This window comes from Methylobacterium sp. J-030 (assembly GCF_022829545.1).
In the GTDB taxonomy this organism is placed as follows: Bacteria; Pseudomonadota; Alphaproteobacteria; order Rhizobiales; family Beijerinckiaceae; genus Methylobacterium.
On sequence record NZ_JAKSYM010000239.1, the window covers coordinates 1 to 18,795 of the forward strand.

General features: G+C 71.6%; 22 protein-coding genes. 9 read left to right on the forward strand and 13 right to left on the reverse strand.

Annotation, left to right across the window (positions count from 1 at the left end; genetic code table 11):
• The first annotated feature begins 366 nt into the window (after window positions 1–366).
• The 3 genes from murJ to MKK75_RS17305 all read left to right on the forward strand — a co-directional run bounded on the left by murJ (window position 367) and on the right by MKK75_RS17305 (window position 3,110).
• Window positions 367–1,893: a murein biosynthesis integral membrane protein MurJ gene (gene murJ, locus MKK75_RS17295; RefSeq protein ID WP_244043775.1), complete on the forward strand. Its 1,527-nt coding sequence runs from the start codon at window positions 367–369 to the stop codon at window positions 1,891–1,893.
• Between the two features lie 70 nt (window positions 1,894–1,963).
• On the forward strand, window positions 1,964–2,641 hold the full coding sequence (locus tag MKK75_RS17300; protein ID WP_244043776.1) for a haloacid dehalogenase type II: 678 nt from the start codon (window positions 1,964–1,966) through the stop codon (window positions 2,639–2,641).
• 109 nt (window positions 2,642–2,750) lie between these two features.
• Complete coding sequence (locus MKK75_RS17305) at window positions 2,751–3,110, forward strand: hypothetical protein (protein ID WP_409567582.1); 360 nt, start codon at window positions 2,751–2,753, stop codon at window positions 3,108–3,110.
• 77 nt (window positions 3,111–3,187) lie between these two features.
• On the opposite strand, the gene MKK75_RS17310 is transcribed toward MKK75_RS17305, so the two are convergent.
• From MKK75_RS17310 to tlpA, 3 genes are read right to left on the reverse strand one after another with little or no spacing between them, the layout of a single operon-like run.
• Window positions 3,188–4,945: a carbamoyltransferase gene (locus tag MKK75_RS17310; RefSeq protein ID WP_244043777.1), complete on the reverse strand. Its 1,758-nt coding sequence runs from the start codon at window positions 4,943–4,945 to the stop codon at window positions 3,188–3,190.
• Between the two features lie 44 nt (window positions 4,946–4,989).
• Window positions 4,990–6,192: a Na+/H+ antiporter NhaA gene (nhaA, locus tag MKK75_RS17315; RefSeq protein ID WP_244043778.1), complete on the reverse strand. Its 1,203-nt coding sequence runs from the start codon at window positions 6,190–6,192 to the stop codon at window positions 4,990–4,992.
• Between the two features lie 57 nt (window positions 6,193–6,249).
• Window positions 6,250–6,891, reverse strand: coding sequence for a thiol:disulfide interchange protein TlpA (tlpA, locus tag MKK75_RS17320; protein ID WP_244043779.1), 642 nt, complete (start codon window positions 6,889–6,891; stop codon window positions 6,250–6,252).
• A 42-nt stretch (window positions 6,892–6,933) separates the two neighbouring features.
• On the opposite strand from tlpA, the gene argH reads away from it, so the two are divergent.
• Complete coding sequence (gene argH, locus MKK75_RS17325; protein WP_244043780.1) at window positions 6,934–8,313, forward strand: argininosuccinate lyase; 1,380 nt, start codon at window positions 6,934–6,936, stop codon at window positions 8,311–8,313.
• 79 nt (window positions 8,314–8,392) lie between these two features.
• On the opposite strand, the gene MKK75_RS17330 is transcribed toward argH, so the two are convergent.
• Window positions 8,393–9,268, reverse strand: a complete 876-nt coding sequence (locus tag MKK75_RS17330; RefSeq protein WP_244043781.1) for a hypothetical protein — start codon at window positions 9,266–9,268, stop codon at window positions 8,393–8,395.
• A gap of 417 nt (window positions 9,269–9,685) precedes the next feature.
• Here MKK75_RS17330 and MKK75_RS17335 point away from each other — a divergent pair, with 417 nt between their 5' ends.
• Window positions 9,686–9,967, forward strand: a complete 282-nt coding sequence (locus tag MKK75_RS17335; protein ID WP_244043782.1) for a hypothetical protein — start codon at window positions 9,686–9,688, stop codon at window positions 9,965–9,967.
• A 106-nt stretch (window positions 9,968–10,073) separates the two neighbouring features.
• Complete coding sequence (locus tag MKK75_RS17340; protein WP_244043783.1) at window positions 10,074–10,799, forward strand: invasion associated locus b family protein; 726 nt, start codon at window positions 10,074–10,076, stop codon at window positions 10,797–10,799.
• 67 nt (window positions 10,800–10,866) lie between these two features.
• On the opposite strand, the gene MKK75_RS17345 is transcribed toward MKK75_RS17340, so the two are convergent.
• Together MKK75_RS17345 and MKK75_RS17350 are read right to left on the reverse strand one after the other, a co-directional pair.
• Window positions 10,867–11,175, reverse strand: a complete 309-nt coding sequence (locus MKK75_RS17345) for a hypothetical protein (protein WP_244043784.1) — start codon at window positions 11,173–11,175, stop codon at window positions 10,867–10,869.
• Between the two features lie 394 nt (window positions 11,176–11,569).
• Window positions 11,570–12,253, reverse strand: coding sequence for an HAD family hydrolase (locus MKK75_RS17350; RefSeq protein ID WP_244043785.1), 684 nt, complete (start codon window positions 12,251–12,253; stop codon window positions 11,570–11,572).
• Window positions 12,254–12,411: 158 nt separating this feature from the next.
• Here MKK75_RS17350 and MKK75_RS17355 point away from each other — a divergent pair, with 158 nt between their 5' ends.
• Window positions 12,412–12,732 carry a PetM family of cytochrome b6f complex subunit 7 gene (locus tag MKK75_RS17355; RefSeq protein ID WP_244043838.1) on the forward strand — a complete coding sequence of 107 codons (321 nt, stop codon included), beginning with the start codon at window positions 12,412–12,414 and terminating at the stop codon, window positions 12,730–12,732.
• 17 nt (window positions 12,733–12,749) lie between these two features.
• On the opposite strand, the gene MKK75_RS17360 is transcribed toward MKK75_RS17355, so the two are convergent.
• Entirely contained in the window at window positions 12,750–13,244 is a 495-nt protein-coding gene (locus MKK75_RS17360; protein ID WP_279593959.1) for a PAS domain-containing protein, read from the reverse strand.
• A gap of 175 nt (window positions 13,245–13,419) precedes the next feature.
• Here MKK75_RS17360 and msrA point away from each other — a divergent pair, with 175 nt between their 5' ends.
• Window positions 13,420–14,076: a peptide-methionine (S)-S-oxide reductase MsrA gene (msrA, locus tag MKK75_RS17365; protein WP_244043786.1), complete on the forward strand. Its 657-nt coding sequence runs from the start codon at window positions 13,420–13,422 to the stop codon at window positions 14,074–14,076.
• Between the two features lie 310 nt (window positions 14,077–14,386).
• Here the strand turns inward: msrA and MKK75_RS17370 are convergent, their stop codons facing one another.
• Window positions 14,387–14,566, reverse strand: a complete 180-nt coding sequence (locus tag MKK75_RS17370) for a hypothetical protein (RefSeq protein WP_244043787.1) — start codon at window positions 14,564–14,566, stop codon at window positions 14,387–14,389.
• A 49-nt stretch (window positions 14,567–14,615) separates the two neighbouring features.
• Window positions 14,616–15,548, reverse strand: coding sequence for a penicillin-insensitive murein endopeptidase (mepA, locus tag MKK75_RS17375; RefSeq protein ID WP_244043788.1), 933 nt, complete (start codon window positions 15,546–15,548; stop codon window positions 14,616–14,618).
• A 107-nt stretch (window positions 15,549–15,655) separates the two neighbouring features.
• On the opposite strand from mepA, the gene MKK75_RS17380 reads away from it, so the two are divergent.
• Complete coding sequence (locus MKK75_RS17380) at window positions 15,656–16,039, forward strand: PRC-barrel domain-containing protein (RefSeq protein WP_244043789.1); 384 nt, start codon at window positions 15,656–15,658, stop codon at window positions 16,037–16,039.
• On the opposite strand, the gene MKK75_RS17385 is transcribed toward MKK75_RS17380, so the two are convergent.
• From MKK75_RS17385 to fumC, 4 genes are all read right to left on the reverse strand, one after another.
• A complete protein-coding gene (locus tag MKK75_RS17385; protein WP_244043790.1) occupies window positions 16,040–16,657 on the reverse strand; it encodes a ParB-like protein in 618 nt (205 codons plus the stop codon). It lies immediately after the preceding gene.
• Between the two features lie 77 nt (window positions 16,658–16,734).
• A complete protein-coding gene (locus MKK75_RS17390) occupies window positions 16,735–16,965 on the reverse strand; it encodes a ribbon-helix-helix domain-containing protein (protein ID WP_244043791.1) in 231 nt (76 codons plus the stop codon).
• A gap of 130 nt (window positions 16,966–17,095) precedes the next feature.
• Entirely contained in the window at window positions 17,096–17,293 is a 198-nt protein-coding gene (locus MKK75_RS17395; RefSeq protein ID WP_244043792.1) for a DUF4169 family protein, read from the reverse strand.
• 59 nt (window positions 17,294–17,352) lie between these two features.
• A complete protein-coding gene (gene fumC, locus MKK75_RS17400; protein WP_244043793.1) occupies window positions 17,353–18,762 on the reverse strand; it encodes a class II fumarate hydratase in 1,410 nt (469 codons plus the stop codon).
• Window positions 18,763–18,795 lie beyond the last annotated feature (33 nt).

Consider the following 18,795-nt stretch of genomic DNA (forward strand, 5'->3'; position numbering starts at 1 on the left):
AACCTGGCTGTTGCTGCGCCCGGAGCCGGAGTCCCCGGTGGAACAGGGTTCGGCCATTCCTTTGTTGCGAGACGCTCACGGCTTCACCCCCTCCCCCCTGTGCGGGGGAGGGTGGCCCTCGCGTCAGCGAGGGTCTGGACAGGGGAACCCGGCTTCCGCAAAGCGAGCGACCTTCCCGCAGCATAGAGCTTTGTCCTGCGCCGTCGCTCCCCTCGCGGGGGACTTCGTCCCGACCCGACCCCCTTCGGGGGCCACCCTCCCCCGCAGAGGGGGGAGGGAGAGGCACGGAGCCGGTCGCTCCTATTCCTCAACGTCGGGTACTTCCGGCAGTCTGCTACGGCAGCCGTTAAGGCGGCATCCCCGCCCATGATCCGCTCCATCCTCTCGGTCGGCGGCTGGACCCTGGTCTCGCGCGTCACCGGTTTCGCCCGCGACGTGGTGATGGCCGCCGTGATGGGCGCGGGGCCGATGGCCGACGCCTTCGTGGTGGCGTTCCGCCTGCCGAACCACTTCCGCGCGATCTTCGGCGAGGGCGCGTTCAACACCGCCTTCGTGCCGGCCTATGCCGGGCTCGCCGAGTCCGGCACGCCCGGGGAGGCGCACCGCTTCGCCGACCGGGTCTTCACCCTGATGCTGATCGTGCAGCTCGTGCTGCTGAACCTCGCCCTGCCGGCGATGCCCTGGGTCGTGCACGCGCTCGCGCCGGGCTTCGCCGAGGATGGCGAGCGCTTCCGGCTCGCGGTGGCGCTGACGCGCATCACCTTCCCGTACCTGCTGTTCATGACGCTGGTGACGCTGCTGTCGGGCATCCTCAACGCCCACCGGCACTTCGCCGTGGCGGCGGGCGCCCCGGTGCTGCTCAACCTCGCCATGCTGGCGGCCTTGGGGTTGAGTTTCCTGTTCCCGAACGCGGCCTACGCGGCCGCCTGGGGCGTCGCCGTCTCGGGCGTGCTCCAGTTCGGCCTGCTCTGGTGGGGCTGCCGCCGCGCCAGGGTGATGCCGGACCTCGCGGTGCCCCGGGCCGACCCGGCCCTGAAGCGGTTCTTCGCGGTGCTGGGGCCGGCGGTGATCGGCTCGGCCGGGTTCCAGATCGCGGCCTTCGCCGACACGATCATCGCGAGCTGGCTGCCCACCGGGGCGGTCTCGGCGCTCTACTACGCCGACCGGCTCTACCAGCTCCCGTTCGGGGTCATCGCCATCGCGGCCGGGACCGTGCTGCTGCCCGAGATGAGCCGCCGGATCGCCGCGGGGGACGTGGCCGGGGCGCACGCGGCGCAGAACCGGGCGGCGGGGTTCTCCCTGGCCCTCTCGGCGCCGTTCACCGTGGCGTTCCTGACCATCCCGGGCCTGATCATGGCGGCGCTGTTCCAGCGCGGCGCCTTCAGCGCGGAGGATGCCGCCCGGGCGGCCTCGGTGCTCGCCGCCTACGGCTTCGCGCTGCCCGCCGTGGTGCTGGTGCGCAGCGCGACGGCGAGCTTCTACGCCCGCCAGGACACCAAGACCCCGCTCTGGGCCTCGCTCACCGCGATCGCGGTGAACGTCGCGCTCAAGCTCTGGCTCACCGGCCCCTACGGCGTCATGGGGCTGGCGCTGGCTACGGCGGTCGCCCAGTGGGTCAACCTGATCCTGCTGCTGGTGCTCGCCAAGCGCCGGAACTGGACGGCGCCGGGGCGGACCCTCGGCGTCACCGTCGCGGGCGTGGCGCTCGCCTGTCTCGGGCTGGCGGTGGTCGCCGTCTACGGCCAGGATCTCGCCCAGGCGCTGGTGCCGGCCCTGCCGCACGGGCGCGAACTCGCCGTGCTGGCGCTGCTCGGGCTCGCCGGCGCGGCGGTCTACGGCGGTCTGCTGGCAGGATTGCTGCACCTGTTCGGCCTGCGCCTGCGCCGGGCCTGACGAATCGGCCGGGCTCGCCGCGGCGCGGTCCCGGCCCCAAATCGGGCGGGAGCACCCAGAGAGGAACGCCATGACCGACGCATCAGGACCGCTCGCGGGGGTGAAGGCCGCCGTGTTCGACGCCTACGGCACGCTGTTCGACGTGAACGCCGCGGTCCAGCGCTACGCCGGGGCGGTGGGGCCGGATGCCGCCCACCTGTCCGAGGTCTGGCGCAACAAGCAGCTCGAATACAGCTGGACCCTGTCGCTGATGGGCCGCTACGCCGCCTTCTGGGACCTCACCGTGCGGGCGCTCGACTACGCGCTCGCGGTCCATCCCGGGGTGGATCCAAGCCTGCGCGAGCGGCTGCTCGACGCCTACCGCGACCTCGACGCCTATCCGGAGGTGCCGGGCGTGCTGGCGTCCTTGCGCAAGCGCGGCATCCGCACCGCGATCCTGACCAACGGCAACGCCGCCATGGTCGACCGGGCGGTGGCCTCGGCGGGGCTTGCCGATCACCTCGACGCGGTGCTGTCGGTGGACGACGCGCAGGTGTTCAAGACCCACCCCGACGCCTACCGGAGCGCCCTGACCCGGCTGGCGGTCGGCGCGGGCGACGTGCTGTTCTGCTCCTCGAACCGCTGGGACGTGGCGGGGGCCGCCGCCTTCGGGTTCCGCACCGTCTGGGTGAACCGCAAGGGGCTGCCGGAGGAATACGCCGACCTCGCCCCGGCTCTGGTAGTGGAGAGCCTCGACAGGCTGCTCTGATCCGGTCCGCGCCCCGGATCGACCCATTCGTCTGGCACACGATCGAATTGGGCAGCTTCGGGGATTTTTAATCCTCCCGGTGTTGGATCGTCATCAACACGAACGGGAGATGTTGCGCGTGTCCTTCAACGGTTCCTTCACGATGATCCGCGCCGGGGCCGCCGCCCTCGCCGCGACCCTGGTGCTCGGGGCCGTCGCCCCGGCCACCGCCCGCGACCAGACCGGCGCGATCGTCGGCGGCCTCGCCGGCGGCGTGGTCGGCGGCATCGTGGGCAGCGCCCTCGTCAACGGCGCCAACAACCCGCCCCCGCCGCCGCCGCCGGAGTACCGCCCGCGCCGCGTCGTGGTCGAGGAGCCCGAGCCCGTCGTGATCCGCGAGCGCCGCGGGCCGATCTGCCACTACGAGCGCCGTAAGGAGTGGCTCGGCGGCGGCGAGTTCACCTACCGCCGCGTCGAGGTCTGCGAGTAAGAGGCGCAACGGGTTCCGCGTCTCTCCCTCCCCCGCAGAGGGGGGAGGGGGACGCGCGGCCCGGTTTCATCGATGCTTCACTTCACCACCAGCCAATCCTCGACCACGAGGGCGTCGAGGCCGGTGGTGTAGAACATCAGGATCGCATCCTCCGCACTGTCGAGGATCGGCTTGCCCATCACGTTGAAGCTGGTGTTGAGCAGGATCGGCACGCCCGTGAGCGCCGCGAAAGCCTCGATCAGGGCCGCGTAGGCCGGGTTGCGCGCGGCCGTGACGCTCTGAAGCCGGCCCGTTCCGTCTTGGTGCACAACCGCCGGCACGCGGGCGCGGACCGCCGCCCGCCAGACCAGGGTGCGCTCCATGTAGGGGCTGTCGGCGTAGTCCTCGAACCAGTCCGGCCCAGCCTCCGCCAGGATCGAGGGCGCGAAGGGCCGGAAGGCTTCCCGATACTTCACTTTTGCGTTGAGCGCGTCCTTGGCGCCCTCCGGCCGCGGATCGGCCAGGATCGAGCGGTTGCCGAGCGCCCGCGGCCCGAACTCGGCCCGCCCCTGCACCCAGCCGACGAGGCCGCCCTCCGCCAGGATCCGCGCCGCCGCCTGCGTCGCCTCCGCGTGGCCGACGCGTCTGGCCCGCGGCTCCTGCTCGGCGAGCCGCTCCATCGGGGCGGTGGAGACCCGCGAGCCGAGATAGGGCGTGAGCGGGCGCATGTCGGACGGCGGCCCGGACCAGTCCGGATGGTCCTCCGCGTAGGCGAGCCAGGCGGCGCCAATGGCGTTGCCGTCGTCGGCCGGGGCCGAGGGGACGTGCAGCCGTCGGAACCCGGACCGGCCGAGCACCCGGCCGTTATAGGACGAGTTCAGCCCGCAGCCCCCGGCGATCACGAGGTTGTCGGAGGGCGCCAGCGCCCAGGCCTCGGCCACAAGGGCGTCCATCAAAGTCCCAAAACAATCCTGGCCGCAGCGGGCGAGGTCGGCCCAGCCGTTCTCCAGGGCATCGGCCGGGCGGCGCGCGCGGATCGCTTCGGCGACGTCCCGGATCGTCTGCGCGTCGGCGTAGCGCAGGCGGCCGTCCGCGACCGTGCAGAGGCGGCCGAGCAGGGCGGCTAGGTCGGGATCGGGGCTGCCGTAGGGGGCGAGCCCCATGATCTTCCACTCCTCGCCCTTCACCTGATCGAAGCCCGCGAGGTCGGTGATGAGCCCGTACAGGAAGCCGAGCGACCCGCGCCCGCGGTGGCGGCGCAGCTCGCTGATCCGGCCGCCCTCCAGGCGGTAGATCGCGGCCGCGCCGGTCTCGCCCATGCCGTCGACCACCAGGGCGGTGGCCTCCGCGAACGGGCTGCCCCAGAGGCCGTAGGCGGCGTGGCAGAGGTGGTGCGGATAGCGCCGCTGCCCGGCGATCGTCGCCCGGGGCGCTTCGCCGGTGATCCGCGCCTCCTGGTTGAGGGCGAGCAGCGTACCGTGGCCGGCCCGCGCCTGCGCGCCGTGGAGATCGGCGATGAACACCCGCTCGGCCTGTTCGGGCACGAAGGAGCGGTTGAGCGCCGTGGTGTGGGCGGACAGCGCCATCAGGTCGAAGGCGCCCGCGCCGGCCTGGCCCCGCAGGAAATCGGTGAATTGCGGGCCCCAGGTCGAGGCGATGACGAGGTCCGAGCCCGGCGGCACGTGCTCCTTCAGCAGCGCGGCCATCCGGGACGGGGCGTCCGGCTCGCAGTTCGGCGCGCGCTTGTACTGGAGGTGGCGCTCGGCGGCCTCGGCGAAGAGCAAACCGCCGTCGGGCCCGACCAGGGCGAGGGCGGGATCGTGGAAGGTGGTGGCGAGGCCGAGATAGAAGCGCATGCCAGGCGGGGTAGCGCATTTCTCCGCGTGCGGCGAAGCCGGGGTCAGGCCCTGGCGGCACGGGGCCGGGCGAGGAGCAGGATCGCCGCGCCGACGAGCCCCGACAGGGCGGAGCCCGCGAGCACGCCGAGCTTCACGGCGGTCTCGTGCTGCGGGTCCGCGAAGGCGAGGCCGCTGATGAACAGGCTCATGGTGAAGCCGATGCCGCACAGCACGGCGACGCCGTAGACCTGCTCCCAGCTCGCTCCGGCCGGGCGCTGCCCCAACCGGAGCGCGACCGCGAGACGCAGGCTCGCGAACACGCCGGCCTGCTTGCCCAGGAACAGGCCGGCCGCGATGCCGAGCGTCACGGGCTCCAGCAGCGCATCGCCGGTCAGGCCGGTCAGGTTCACCCCCGCATTGGCGAAGCCGAAGATTGGAACCACCGCATAGGTGATCCAGGGCGCCAGCGCGTGTTCCAGCCGGTGCAGGGGCGACTCCGCATCCTCGGGCCGGCCGGGGCTGACCCGGATCGGGATCGTCAGGGCCAGCAGCACGCCCGCGATCGTCGCGTGGATCCCGGAGCGCAGCACGAGCACCCAGAGCACGAGGCCGAGCACAAGGTAGGCCGGAAGCCACGACACCCCGGCCCGGTTCAGGCCGTAGAGGCCGCCGAGCACGAGGGCGGCCAGCCCCAGCATCGTGAGATCGAGGCCCGAACTGTAGAACAGCGCGATCACCAGCACGGCGCCGAGATCGTCGATGATCGCCACCGCGCTGAGGAAGATTTTCAGCGAGACCGGCGCCCGGCGGCCGAGGAGCGCTAGGACGCCGAGCGCGAAGGCGATGTCGGTGGCCGCCGGGATCGCCCAGCCCCGCAGGGTATCGCTGCCGAGGTTGGCGAGGGCGTACACCCCGGCCGGCACCGCCATGCCGCCGAGCGCCGCGAAGCCGGGCAGCATCCGGTCCGGCCAGGTGCGCAGCCGCCCGTCGAGGGCCTCGCGCTTGATCTCGAGCCCGATTAACAGGAAGAACCCGGCCATCAGCCCGTCGTTGATCCAGTGCTGCACGCTCATCGGCCCGAGGGCGGCGTGGAGGGCATGCGCGTAGGCCTCGGCCAGGGGCCCGTTGGCGACGCCGAGGGCGAGCGCCGCCGCGCCCATCAGGATCAGCCCGCCCGCCGCCTCGCTGGCGAGCAGCGTGCGGATGGCCGAGAGGGGGCGTCGGCCCCGCCTCGGCGGCGGGCGGTCGGGAGCGGGCGATGTCATCGCGGCAGGGCTTGCCGCGCTTCGGGGGTGGGGGCAAGCGACCTTGGCCGGAAACCTCTACGACGTCCGCCCCAGCGCCGCGCGGATCAGCGCCAGCCCGTCCGGACCCGACCACGCCGCCGGCCCCTTCATCACCCCGATCGTGCAGCCCTGGGCGTCGATCAGCATCGTGGTCGGCAGGCCGGGCGATTGGGTGTCGCGCTGGATCGTCGGCAGGACGCGCCCGCCCGGATCGGCATAAAAGGCGAGGTCGTGGATGCCGGCCTGCTTCAGCCAGGCCGGCGGCTTCTCGAGGTTGCGGGTGTCGACGTTGATGGCGACCACCTGGAAGTCAGGCCCGCCGAGCTGGGCCTGGAGACGGTCGAGCGCCGGCATCTCGGCCTTGCAGGGGGCGCACCACGTCGCCCACAGATTGACCAGCAGCAGCTTCCCCTTCAACTCGGCGAGCCCGGTCTCGGCGCCGTCCGGACCCTTGAACCGGATCTCGGGGGCGGGCCGGGCCTGCGGCAGCGCCTGCATGGCGGCGACCTCGCCCTTCGAGGCCGCGTCGACCCGGGCGAGGGCGGGTTTGGCGGCGGCGCAGGGCTGGAGCGCCCCGCCCGTGTTGCCGGGCAGGAGACCGCTCCCGTATAGGGCGAGCCCGAGGACGGCGAGCGCGGCGACGCCCGCGCCGGCCAGGATGGGTGCGCGGCCGGGCATCAGGCTTGCCTGCCGGAGCGTTCAGGGCGCGGAAGGATCGACATGAGCAACCGGATGTGGGGCGGCCGCTTCGCGAGCGGCCCGGCGGAGATCATGGAGGAGATCAACGCCTCCATCGGATTCGACAAGCGCCTCGCGCCCCAGGATATCCGCGGCTCGCTGGCGCATGTGGCGATGCTCGGCCAAGCCGGCATCCTGCCGGCACAGGATGTGGCCGCGATCGAGGCCGGGCTCAAGTCCGTGCGCGACGAGATCGAGGCCGAGCGCTTCGAATTCAAGCGCGAGCTGGAAGACATCCACATGTCGGTGGAGAGCCGGCTGACCGAGATCGTCGGCCCGGCCGCCGGGCGCCTGCACACGGCGCGCTCGCGCAACGACCAGGTCGCCACCGACATGAAGCTCTGGGTGCGCGACACCCTCGACTCCCTCGACCAGCAGGCCGCCGAGCTGCAGCGGGCGCTGGCCGACAAGGCGCGCACCCATGCCGGCACCGTGATGCCGGGCTTCACGCATCTCCAGTCGGCCCAGCCGGTCACCTTCGGCCATCATTGCCTCGCCTATGTCGAGATGCTGGCCCGCGACCGGGGCCGGTTCCGCGACGCCCGGGCGCGGCTCAACGAGTGCCCGCTCGGCGCGGCGGCGCTCGCTGGCACCTCCTTCCCGATCGACCGGCACGCCACCGCGTCGGCCCTCGGCTTCGACCGGCCGACCGCGAACTCCCTGGATTCGGTCGCCGACCGCGACTTCGCCCTGGAGGCCCTGGCGGCGGCCTCGATCTGCGCCGTGCACCTCTCGCGCTTCGCCGAGGAGCTGGTGGTCTGGACCTCGGCCCAGTTCAACTTCGTGCGCCTGTCCGACGGGTTCACCACCGGCTCGTCGATCATGCCGCAGAAGCGCAACCCCGACGCCGCCGAGTTGGTGCGGGCGAAATCCGGCCGGATCGTCGGCGCGCTGACCGGCCTGCTCATCGTGATGAAGGGCCTGCCGCTCGCCTATTCGAAGGACATGCAGGAGGACAAGGAGGGCACGTTCGACGCGCTCCAGGCGCTCTCCCTGTGCCTGGCCGCCCTGACCGGCATGGTGAAGGATCTGGAGCCCAACGCCGAGGTGCTCAGCCAAGCCGCCGGCTCCGGCTACGCCACCGCCACCGACCTCGCCGACTGGCTGGTGCGCGAACTCGGCCTGCCGTTCCGGCAGGCGCACCACGTAACCGGCCGGCTCGTCGGCGCGGCCTCCGCCAAGGGGGTCGGGCTGGAGGCGCTGTCGCTGCCCGAGATGCAGGAGGCCGAGCCGCGGATCACCGAGGCGGTCTACGCGGTGCTCGGCGTCGAGAACTCGGTGGCGAGCCGCACCAGCTACGGCGGCACCGCGCCCGACAACGTGCGCGCGCAGGCACAGGGCTGGATCGAGCGGCTGGCCTGACCGAGATAGCGGCGGATCTCGATCCGTTCACCCGCGACTTCGTCCCGGCCATGCCGGAGGAAGGTTTTGCGCTGGTCGTTCACGGACCGTGAGCCGCCTCCGGGATCGCGGCGCTGACGACCGCCTGCGCTGCGCCCGCGGAGACGATCGCGACGGGCCAGACCGGCAGCACGGTCGGACCGGAGAGCCCGATGCGGCCGGCCCAGGACGACCGCCGGCTGATCAGCGCCTCCATGGCGCGCAGCAGGTCCACGGCGTCTTCGAACAGCCGGTGGGCCTTGACCAGGATACCCTCCTCGTGCGTGCCGCCCGAAGGCGGGGTGACGGGTGCAAGGCCTTGATCTGCCGGTCGCTGGGTCTGGTCGCTCCCGGCATCCGGTGCGGTGGAGTCCGGCCGCACCGGGGCCGGATCCTCAGCCGCGGCCGCGACCTGTGCCACTTCAACCGCGGCCGCCGTGACCTCTCCGAGCACGGCCCCCGCGTCGATCCCGCTCCCGGAATCGGGCGGGGCGCTGGCGGCGTTCATCCGCGCGGCGGCCTTGGCCAGGGCGGGCGACACCACGTCCGGCCGCGCCTGCGCGACGGCGTAATCCTGGGCGGCATCGGCGATCTGGCGGGCGAGCACGGCGAGTTCCCGCGCGACGGCGCGGGCCGTCCTCCGGTCGCCGGAGGCCGCGGCCGCCCGGGCCTCCGCCTTCAGCCGGAGAAGCGTCCGCTCCGCCTCCTGCAGGACGTGAGCCGCCATCTGGTGGGCCCCGGGGGGCGCCGACGCCATGGAGGCCAGCAGAGCCTCCATCTCGGTCCGTCTGGCGCGGCTCAGGATGTCCGCGGCGGCATCGACCGGACCCCGGTCCTCCACGCGGGCGCGACGGGCGGGCGGCGCCGGGTCCCGGACCGCCACGGCTGGGCGCTGGGCCATCGGGGCCAGCGCGATCCTGTTCACGGCTCCCACCATGGCGGCTCCCCCGCTCGCGCGAGCGGCCCCTGTTCGACCAGAGACTCACGCGGTGCGGAAACTAAACGTGCCGGACTTTTTTGACATGCGCAAATGAGAATGGCCATCGCTTCGAATGTTTCGAACGAAGCTGACGGAAATTCAGCCGCCCTTAAGGCTCAGGATCATGATCCGATGCGTTTCCAAAATGAATCCGGGCAGATTTTCGACATGAGATCTGGCATTCGCCGGGTGTTGCGGCTCCGGACCGCGTCCGAGTCGGCGTTGGATCGGCCCCGTTCCGCCGCCATCCGGATCGGGCTTTCCCACAGGCCGGCCCCGGAATTGTGCAGCGCAACCATCCAAGACGCCGCGCGTTCACCATCTGGCTAAGTCCGATCCGCTAGAAGCTTCGCCGTGTCGAACGGAGTGCGCAGGATGCCTGTCGAGAGTTGGCTGCGGGCGGAAGAGGTGCCGGATCTCGCGGCACGGGCGACGGCGATGATCGACGCCGCCCTGACCGGCTCCGGCCTGACCCGGGAGTCCTACTGGGCTGCCGTGCGCAAGGGCTACAACACCCCCTACAACGATCCGCCGCGCCAGCGCGCCACGCCGGCGCAACCGAGCGCGGTCGACACACCCGCGGGCGACGCGGTCGAACCGGTGGCGCCCGCGGCGGTCGTCATCGCCGCCCAGGCCGCGGAAGCGCGCGCGATCTGACGTAGACGGCGCTCGCTCGCCATCTTGCCGACGCTTTACGCAAGCTTCACTAATCCTGATCCCCGGTGCGACCCTTGAGAGGGCTGCCCGTCGTCAGGAAGTGAAGATGGTCCGCGTCCCAAGCCTGCTCCCGGTTGGAATCCCCGTCCTGCTCGCCTTCGGTCTCGTCACCGGCCTCTTCGGGGGGCTCGTCGGCGCGCCCGGCCTGTCCGCGACGGCCGCACGGGCGCAGGACGGGGCCGTCGATACGAGCGGCGACGATGCGGCCCCGGCCTCGCGCGGGCGTCGGCGCGGCCGCCAGCGGCCTGCGGCCCGCGCCGAGAAGAAGGCGGCGACGCCCCCCGGCATGCAGCAGGCGACGCCGGTGGCGATCTTCGGCGACTGGAACGTGTTCGTGAACGGCGACGGCCGCAACAAGCTCTGCTACGCCATCGCGCAGCCGCAGACCCGATCGCCCAGGACCCTGAAGCGCGACACCGCCTACCTGTTCGTGAGCGTGCGCAAGGGCGAGAACGTCCAGAACGAGGTGGCGGTGATGCTGGGCTTCCCGTCGAAGCCCGCGGCCTCCCAGCTCAAGCCCGGCTCGGCCGCCGCGCCGACCGATCCGAGCCTCAACCTCGGCAGCAGCCGCTACGGCCTCGTGGTGAAGGACGGGAACGCGTGGCTGCAGAACCCGGCCGAGGAGAGCCGGGTGGTCTCCGAGATGAGCGTCCGCAACCCGAAGCTCGTCATCAAGACCACGTCTATGCGCGGCAATCCCACGAGCGACGAGTACGCGCTCGGCGGCTTCGCCGAGGCCATGAAGCGCACCCGCGAGGAATGCGGGCGGTAGGGCGTTCGGAACAGACGCACGCCCCCGCCGAAGCGTCCGCTGCTTCGGCGGGGCTTCGATGCGCCGCTCAGGCGCGGCGGAGGCGGGCTCCGTCCTGCCGGGCGCGCACGCGCTCCCGGGGCCGGGTGCGCACGCGCTCCCGGGCCGCGCGGGCCGCCTGCTCGGCGGTGCGGAAGAAGGTGCCGTCGAGGCCGTCGAAATCGCGGGCGGACGAGAAGAACCGGACCCCGCGCCCCTCGGGCACGGCGATCCCGGCGGTGATCTCACCGATCTCGATCACCCGCGGCGGTCCGGCGGGGCCTGGTGTGGGGATGAGGGCCGGATCGGCCGCCGCCAGGCCGTCTCCAGGCGTAAGTTCCGCAAAGAGACTGTGCATACACTTCGAACTCCCTCAGCCGGCGTGAAGCCATGCCGGATCGCGATGACTGCTGGATGATGGTCGACGGGCTAGCGTCGACAGCGCCGATCTTGGGCGCGGCAGCCGGGCGCGTTCGGGAGTTCGGAAGTGCCGAGAGGGTGTCGCTTCGACATCGGATGTCCTCCAGACTGAAGGACCGCGCGGCGCGGGGGCCGTCGCAGTGCTTTAGCGTTTGATGACGCGGCGCAAGCTACGCTTCTCACATCACAGCGACCGACGCGGGAGCGGTCCCGCGGTGGCACCACCCAAGATGGCGATGCCGCTCCGGCCCGTCAACGGAAGCGGTTTCCGTTTTCAGGGCCGCGTCCGGCAGGGAAACGGTGCCGGTCCGGCTCCGCGGAGACGGGATCGTTCAGGCCTGCGCGATCACCGCGGCGAGGTCGGAGAAATCCGAAAAGATCCGGGCGGCGCCGGCGCGCACGAGATCGGTCCCCGCGGGGTCGTGGCCCCAATGGCCGCCGCCGGTGAAACCGGCGACCCGCATGCCGGCGCTCCGGGCGGCCGTGACGCCCGGCACGCTGTCCTCGACGACCAGACAGGCCTCGGGCGGGACACCCATCCGTTCGGCGGCGAACAGGAACAGGTCCGGGTCGGGCTTGCCCCGCTGCACCTGCGTTGAAGAGAAGACGTGCGCGCCGAACAGCGGCAGCAGCCCGGTCAGCGTCAGGGAATGGCGCAGCCGCACCGGATCGCTGCTCGACGCCACGCAGGTCGGCAGGCCGAGGGCGGCGACGGCTTCGGCGACGCCGCGCATCGCCCGCAACTCGGCATCGAACAGCGCCAGGGTCTCGGCCTTCACCGCCTCGACGAAGTCCGGGGGCGCCGTGACCCCGTAATCCCGGGCGATATGCGCCATGATGGACGGCATGGACGTACCGGTGAAGCGCGCCCGCACGGTGGCGAGGTCGATCGGCACGCCGATCCGGGTGAGGCCGGCGGTGAGGCAGGCGAGGCTCAGGGGCTCGCTGTCGACCAGGACGCCGTCGCAATCGAAGATGACGAGGCCGAGCTTGTGTGTCGTCGCGCGCGCGTCCAAGACCGACCGTTCCCGCACGGCCCGCCGCCGCCCGCTGCCTGTGGCACGGGTGTCCCGGACCGGCAACTGGGGGTTCGCGACGGTTGCAACGGGCGGCCCGGACCCATACTGCCGTGGCGGGCGCCAGCCGGGCGCGCAAGGCTTCGAAGACGTCCGCGATGTTCCGCTTCCTGGTCCGCGTCCTGGGCTTCCTGCTGATGGCCGGCGGCTTCGTCGCGCTGGTCTATGACGGCGCCCGCGCCATCGCCAATAACGGCCTGCGGGTGACGCCGCTCTCCGAGGTGATCGCGGCCCTGTTCAAGGACCGGGCCGGCGCCCTGCAGGGCAGCGTCGAAGGGGCGGCCCCCTGGCTCTGGCACGTGCTCGGCCTGCCGCTCACCCTGGCGCCGGCCTCGCTGATCGGGCTGGGGCTCGGCGCGGTGCTGCTCTGGCTCGGCCAGCCGGGCCGCGAGCCGATCGGATTCCTGACGAAGCCCTGAGCGCGGCCCGCTGCACCCTACGGACCGGCGCGCTCGGCCCTGGCCTCCGCCAACTCGCCCTTCAGCCGCTCGATCTCGGCGGTCAGGGCGTAATGCCCGCTGACGTCGAGCTGCGAGGCGAAGAAATAGACGACCTTGCCCGTGGCATCCCGCACCGGCCCGACATAGAGCGCGTTGTGGAAGGTCGAGCCGTCCTTGCGATAGTTGAGCAGATCGATCCGGATGTCCTCCTCCCGCCGGATCGAGGCACGGAGGCGGTCGATGGCGGCAGGATCGGTCTCGGGCCCCTGCAGGAAGCGGCAGTTGCGGCCGGACACGTCGAGCCGCGTGTAGCCGGTGAGCTTCAGGAAGGCGTCGTTCACGAAGACGATCGGATTGTCGTGCTGGCGCGGATCCGTGATGATCATCGGCATCCGGGTCGCCTGCACCGCCGCGGCGAACGGGTCACCCCGGTGCGCGTCCAGCTTCAGGTTGTCCGGCACGTGGCGCGTGGCGGTCCAGCCCGTTTCCATCCGGCTCTACTCTCATATCGCGGCCGGAGAGCCGCCTCTGCGGAGCTACAAGACGTAAATCGTCGGCGACGTCCAGTCCTGCGTCAAGGTTTCGTGCCCGGACGCGGCCCAAAGCTTTCTCGCAGGCCGGACGCTTCCCATATCGGACGTACCCCCGAGACCGGAAGGCGAGCCGATGTTCCTGTTCCGCAAGCGCCCCGAGATGCCGAGCCCCGCCGAGGCCCTGCCGGGACGTCCGACGCCGCTCCGCACCGCCGAGACCCATCCTGTCAACGGCAACCCGCTGAAGGGTCCCTATCCGCCCGGCACCGAAACGATCGTCCTGGGGCTCGGCTGCTTCTGGGGGGCCGAGCGCCGGTTCTGGCGACTGCCCGAGGGCGTGTTCGTGACGGCCGTGGGCTATGCCGGCGGCTACACCCCGAACCCGACCTACGAGGAGGTCTGCACCGGCCGGACCGGCCACAACGAGGTCGTGCTGGTCGCCTTCGATCCGGCGGTCCTGCCGGTCGACTCGGTGCTGCGGACGTTCTTCGAGAGTCATGATCCGACCCAGGGCATGCGCCAGGGCAACGACGTCGGCACGCAGTACCGGTCGGGGATCTACACCAACGGCCCGGCCCAGGAGGCGACCGCCCGGGCGGTGCGCGCGGCCTATGCCGAGGCGCTGCGGCAGCGCGGCTTCCCGGACCTCACCACCGAGATCAAGCCGCTGGAGCACTTCTACTTCGCGGAGGGCTACCACCAGCAGTACCTCGCCAAGAACCCGGGCGGTTATTGCGGCCTCGGCGGCACCGGGGTCAGTTGCCCGGCGGGAACTGGCGTCGCCGCCTGACCCGCGCGGGCAGCCCTTTCGAGGTGTGTATGAGATCCGACGCCATCGCGTCGAGCCGGTTCGGCGCTGTCCGTCGGATCTCCCTGTCGCGGGCGCAGGGAGCGCCAGCGGACTGCAACCCGGGATCCAGCGCACGGTGTCGCGAAGCGTCCACCTGAATCAACCCGTGCCGCTGGCGCGGCGCTGCGTGTGCCGGGCCCCGGATCAGGGTCCGCTGCGCTTCACCGGTCCGGGAAAGGGGGCGCGTGATCGCCTCAGGGGCGCCGATCCCACGACGGGCGCGCGGCCCAACACCTTGAGAGGGCTGCCCTCACGGGGTGCCGCCAGATGATCCTTGCGGGCTGCCGCCAGGCTTCGGCTGAGGGCCGGGCGCGGCGGCCTCGCCCCGGAGGGACGGGGTGCTGTTCGGGCTGCGCAGCACGATCAGCACGCTGCCCAGCACCGAGAGGGCGACGGCGGTGGCGAGGATGAGGAAGAGCCAGCGGGGCATCCCGGGGCGTTAGCACATCGCGCCGGTTCGCGAACCGCCCCCGATCGCCTCACGGTGCCTTCAGCACCGCACGGCAGGCCGCCGGAAGCGCCGCCATGGTCATGGCGGGCTTGGGCTTCGGCGGCACCTTCGGGGGCTTCGGGTGCAGCACCGCATCCGAGAACCAGTAGCCGAGGTCGTCGCAGCCGTCGCCGCCGGGGGGCGCACCTTGCGGCTGGCAATCCTCCTGGCCGGCCGGGCAGGCGAGCCGGATATGGTAGTGGTAGTTGTGCCCGTACATCGGGCGCACCTTGGACATCCAGCGGCTGCCGGCGGCGTCCCGGCATAGCGCCTTCTTGATCGCCGCGTTCACAAAGATGCGCTCCACCTCCGGCTGCTCGGCGGTGAGCTTGATCAATTGCAGGTGGGTCGGTGTCCAGACCTGCGGGTCGATGTCGAGGCGGTCGGGCCGGACCATGTCGGTGGCGGAGGTCTCTTCGCGCTCCGCCCGGCTCATGCGGTGGTCGGGCATCGGCGTCAGCCAGACATCGGCGTCGATGCCGATCTGGTGCGAGGCGTGGCCGGTGATCATCGGGCCGCCCCGGGGCTGGGCCATGTCGCCGACGAGCAGCCCCGGCCAGCCGACCCGGGCGGCCTTCTGCGACAGCCGCTCGATGAAATCGACGAGGTAGGGTGTGCCCCACATCCGGTTGCGGGACGGGCGCATGACCTGCCAGTTCGGTCCGTCCATCGGCAGGGCCTCGCCGCCGGCGAAGCAGCCCTTCGCGTAGAAGCCGTAGATGTGGGCCGGCCCCGCGGCGCCCTTCGTGACCCGGCCGAACAGGGCCTTGGCGGGCGTCGCGGGCGCGTCCGGATGCTCCAGGGGCGGCAGGGGTTTCGGGTTGACGCTGCCGCGATCCTGGGCCTGCGCAGAGGCCGGCAGGAGCAGGGCGGCGAGCGCGAGGCCGTGGGCGAGGGACGGGGCGGGGCGCGGCATCGGCATGCGAGGGTGTTCGTCCGTCTGAGGGGGCGGGCGCGGGTGCGTGTCGGAACGTGGCCCGCGCCCGGGGCGTTTTTCGGGCAGACGCGCGCGACAGATCGGAGGCGCCCATGCCCGCGACCGGCCAGCCCGCCCTGCGGGAACCCCGCCGCCTGATCGCCAGCGACCGGGTCATCGGCACCGATGTGCGCCGGCCCGACGGGACCCGAGTCGGCCGGATCGAGCGGCTGATGCTCGACAAGGTCTCCGGCCGGGTTGCCTACGCGGTGATGAGCTTCGGCGGCTTCCTGGGGCTCGGCGAGGATTTCTATACGCTGCCCTGGTCGGTGCTCCGGTTCGAGCCCCGGCAGGACGCCTACGTGCTCGACCTCACGGAGCAGCACCTGCGCGCCGCCCCGGCCCGCACCCCCGAGGGCACCGATCCGGCCGCGGACGGCGCCTGGGAGGAGCAGATCCACCGCTACTACGACGCGGCGCCCTACTGGGGGATCTGATCAGCCCTCCGAGGGCCCGCACCAGCCCGGGAGGTAGCCGGCATCCTTGGATTTCGCCAGCGCCATGGCCTTCTCCAGCGCGTCCGAGAAATCGTGCTCGACGCGCTTCTCCTTGATGTTGCGCCGGAGGAAGTCCGCCCACAAGAACTCGCTGAACGGCGTCGTGTCCTTGGCGAAGCCGCCGGCCCGGCGCAATTCGCCCGCGAGGCTGCGGAAGGGGTCGTCGGCGAGGTCGGTGATCGTCTTCGGGAGGTCCTTGAAGTCCCGGCGCACCCCCTCGGCATCGTAGGGATAGACCCACGACTTGTGGTCGCAGACCGTCCAGAAGGCATCCTTCTCCAAGTGGTGCAGGTCGGCGATCACCGTCACCAGCACATCCTTGACGCCCTCCTCCTGCAGGGCGCGGGAGAGGTGGTGATGATCGACGACGTAGTGGCGCTTCTTGGGGCCCAGCACCGTCGGGATCTGATGCGCGCCGAGGAATTCCCGCTTCTTGTCGCCGTCATAGGCGCGCCAGCGGCGGCGCTTCTCCTGCACCTCCCGGTAGCCGACGGTCATCTGGGTCGGCCGCAGCTCGTCGATCGGCACGGGCTTGAGCAGCGGTTCGCGTGTGGTCATGAGTCGCAAGTCCTGCGTGGTTCTGTCACGCAAATGTCAGAGAGCGCAGCGGACCGGAAGGTCAATCCGGCATACGCTCACGTTTGCTGGATCGGCGGCCGGCGCATGGCCTCCAGCACGAACACCCGGATCGCCGAGGACAGGTTCTGGCCGCCGCGTCCGGCATCGATCGCACCGATCAGCGCCTGGACCGACTGGCCCCGCGCCGCCGCGACCTCGCGCAGGGCCGTCCAGAACGGATCCTCCAGGGACACGCTGGTGCGATGGCCCGCGATCATCACGGAGTGCTTGCTGAGGCCGGCGCTCATGCGGGACCGGCTGCGCCCCTCGGCCTTGCGCGCGCAGCGAAGCAATCCAGGGCAGCGCGACGCCGGTCAGCGCGCCGCTCCCGGGTTGCTTGGCTGCGCGCGCAAAGACGCCGGTCGCGGCGCGATGGGCTCATTCCCCGGACTCGGACTCGGGCCGTTCGAGCCGGTGGCCCTCGTGGCGCTCGGTCTCCAGGGCCTTGCGCCGCTGCTGCAGGGTCCTGGCCTTCTTCGGCTGGCCGAAGGCGATCCGGTTCGACTCGGCCTTCGCGTCCGCCTCGGCGCGGGCCTTTCCCTTGCGAACCTGACGCAGGTTGATGATCTCGGCCACGGATCGCCTCCCGATAGTGACGGCCGGCGCGTGACGTCCGCGCCGGCCACGTCGCAAAATTATTCGGCGCTGGGGGCCAGCATGGTCTCCGGCCGGACCACGCGCTCGAACTCTTCCTCGGTGACGTAGCCGAGGCGCAGCGCCTCCTGCTTGAGGGTTGTGCCGTTCTTGTGCGCGGTCTTGGCGATCTCGGCGGCCTTGTCGTAGCCGATCGAGGGGGCGAGCGCGGTGACCAGCATGAGCGAGCGGCTCATCAGGTCGGCGATCTTGTCCTCGTTGGCCTTGATGCCGACCACGCAATTGTCGGTGAAGCTCACCGCCGCGTCGGCGAGCAGGCGGATCGACTGCAGCACCGCGTTGGCGATCACCGGCTTGAACACGTTGAGCTCGAAATTGCCCTGGCTGCCGGCGAAGCTCACCGTGGTGCCGTTGCCGATCACCTGGGCGCAGACCATGGTCAGCGCCTCGCACTGGGTCGGGTTGACCTTGCCGGGCATGATCGAGGAGCCGGGCTCGTTCTCAGGGAGCGACAGCTCGCCGAGGCCCGAGCGCGGGCCCGAGCCGAGGAAGCGGATGTCCTGGGCGATCTTGAACAGGCCGGCGGCGAGCGCCGCGAGCGCGCCCTGCGTGAACACCAGGGCGTCGTGGGTGGCCAGCGCCTCGAACTTGTTGTCCGCCGAGGTGAAGGCAAGCCCGGTCAGCTCCGCGACCTTGGCGGCGAAGCGCTCCGCGAATTCCGGATGGGCGTTGAGTCCGGTGCCGACCGCGGTGCCGCCCTGGGCCAGCGCCAGGACGCCCGGCAGGGTCGCGGCGACGCGCGAACCGCCGAGCGCCACCTGCGCGGCGTAGCCCGAGAATTCCTGGCCGAGCGAGACCGGGGTCGCGTCCTGCAGGTGCGTGCGGCCGATCTTCACGATCGACGCGAAGGCCCTGGCCTTGGCGTCGAGCGCCCCGTGCAGGTGGGACAGCGCCGGCAGCAGGCGCACCTGGATCTCGCGGGCCACCGCGATGTGCATGGCCGTCGGGAAGGTGTCGTTCGAGGACTGGCCGCGGTTGCAATGGTCGTTCGGGTGGACCGGCGCCTTGCCGCCGCGCTGGCCCCCGAGCCGCTCGTTGGCGAGGCTCGCGATCACCTCGTTGGCGTTCATGTTGGACTGCGTGCCCGAGCCGGTCTGGTAGATGACGAGCGGGAACTCGTCGTCGTAGCGGCCCTCCACCACCTCGGCGGACGCGGACGCGATGGCGTCGGCGAGCTTCGGATCGAGGGCGCCGAGATCCTTGTTCACCAGGGCGGCGGCCTGCTTCACGAGGCCCAGCGCGTGCACCAGCGGCGCCGGCATCCGGTCGGTGCCGATCTTGAAGTTCTGGATCGAGCGCTGCGTCTGCGCGCCCCAGTAGCGGTGGGCCGGGACCTCGATCGGACCGAAGGTATCGGACTCGGTGCGGGTGGCGGTCTCGGTGGGCGACATCGTGGCCTCTACGTCTGGTGCAGTGCGGTGCCT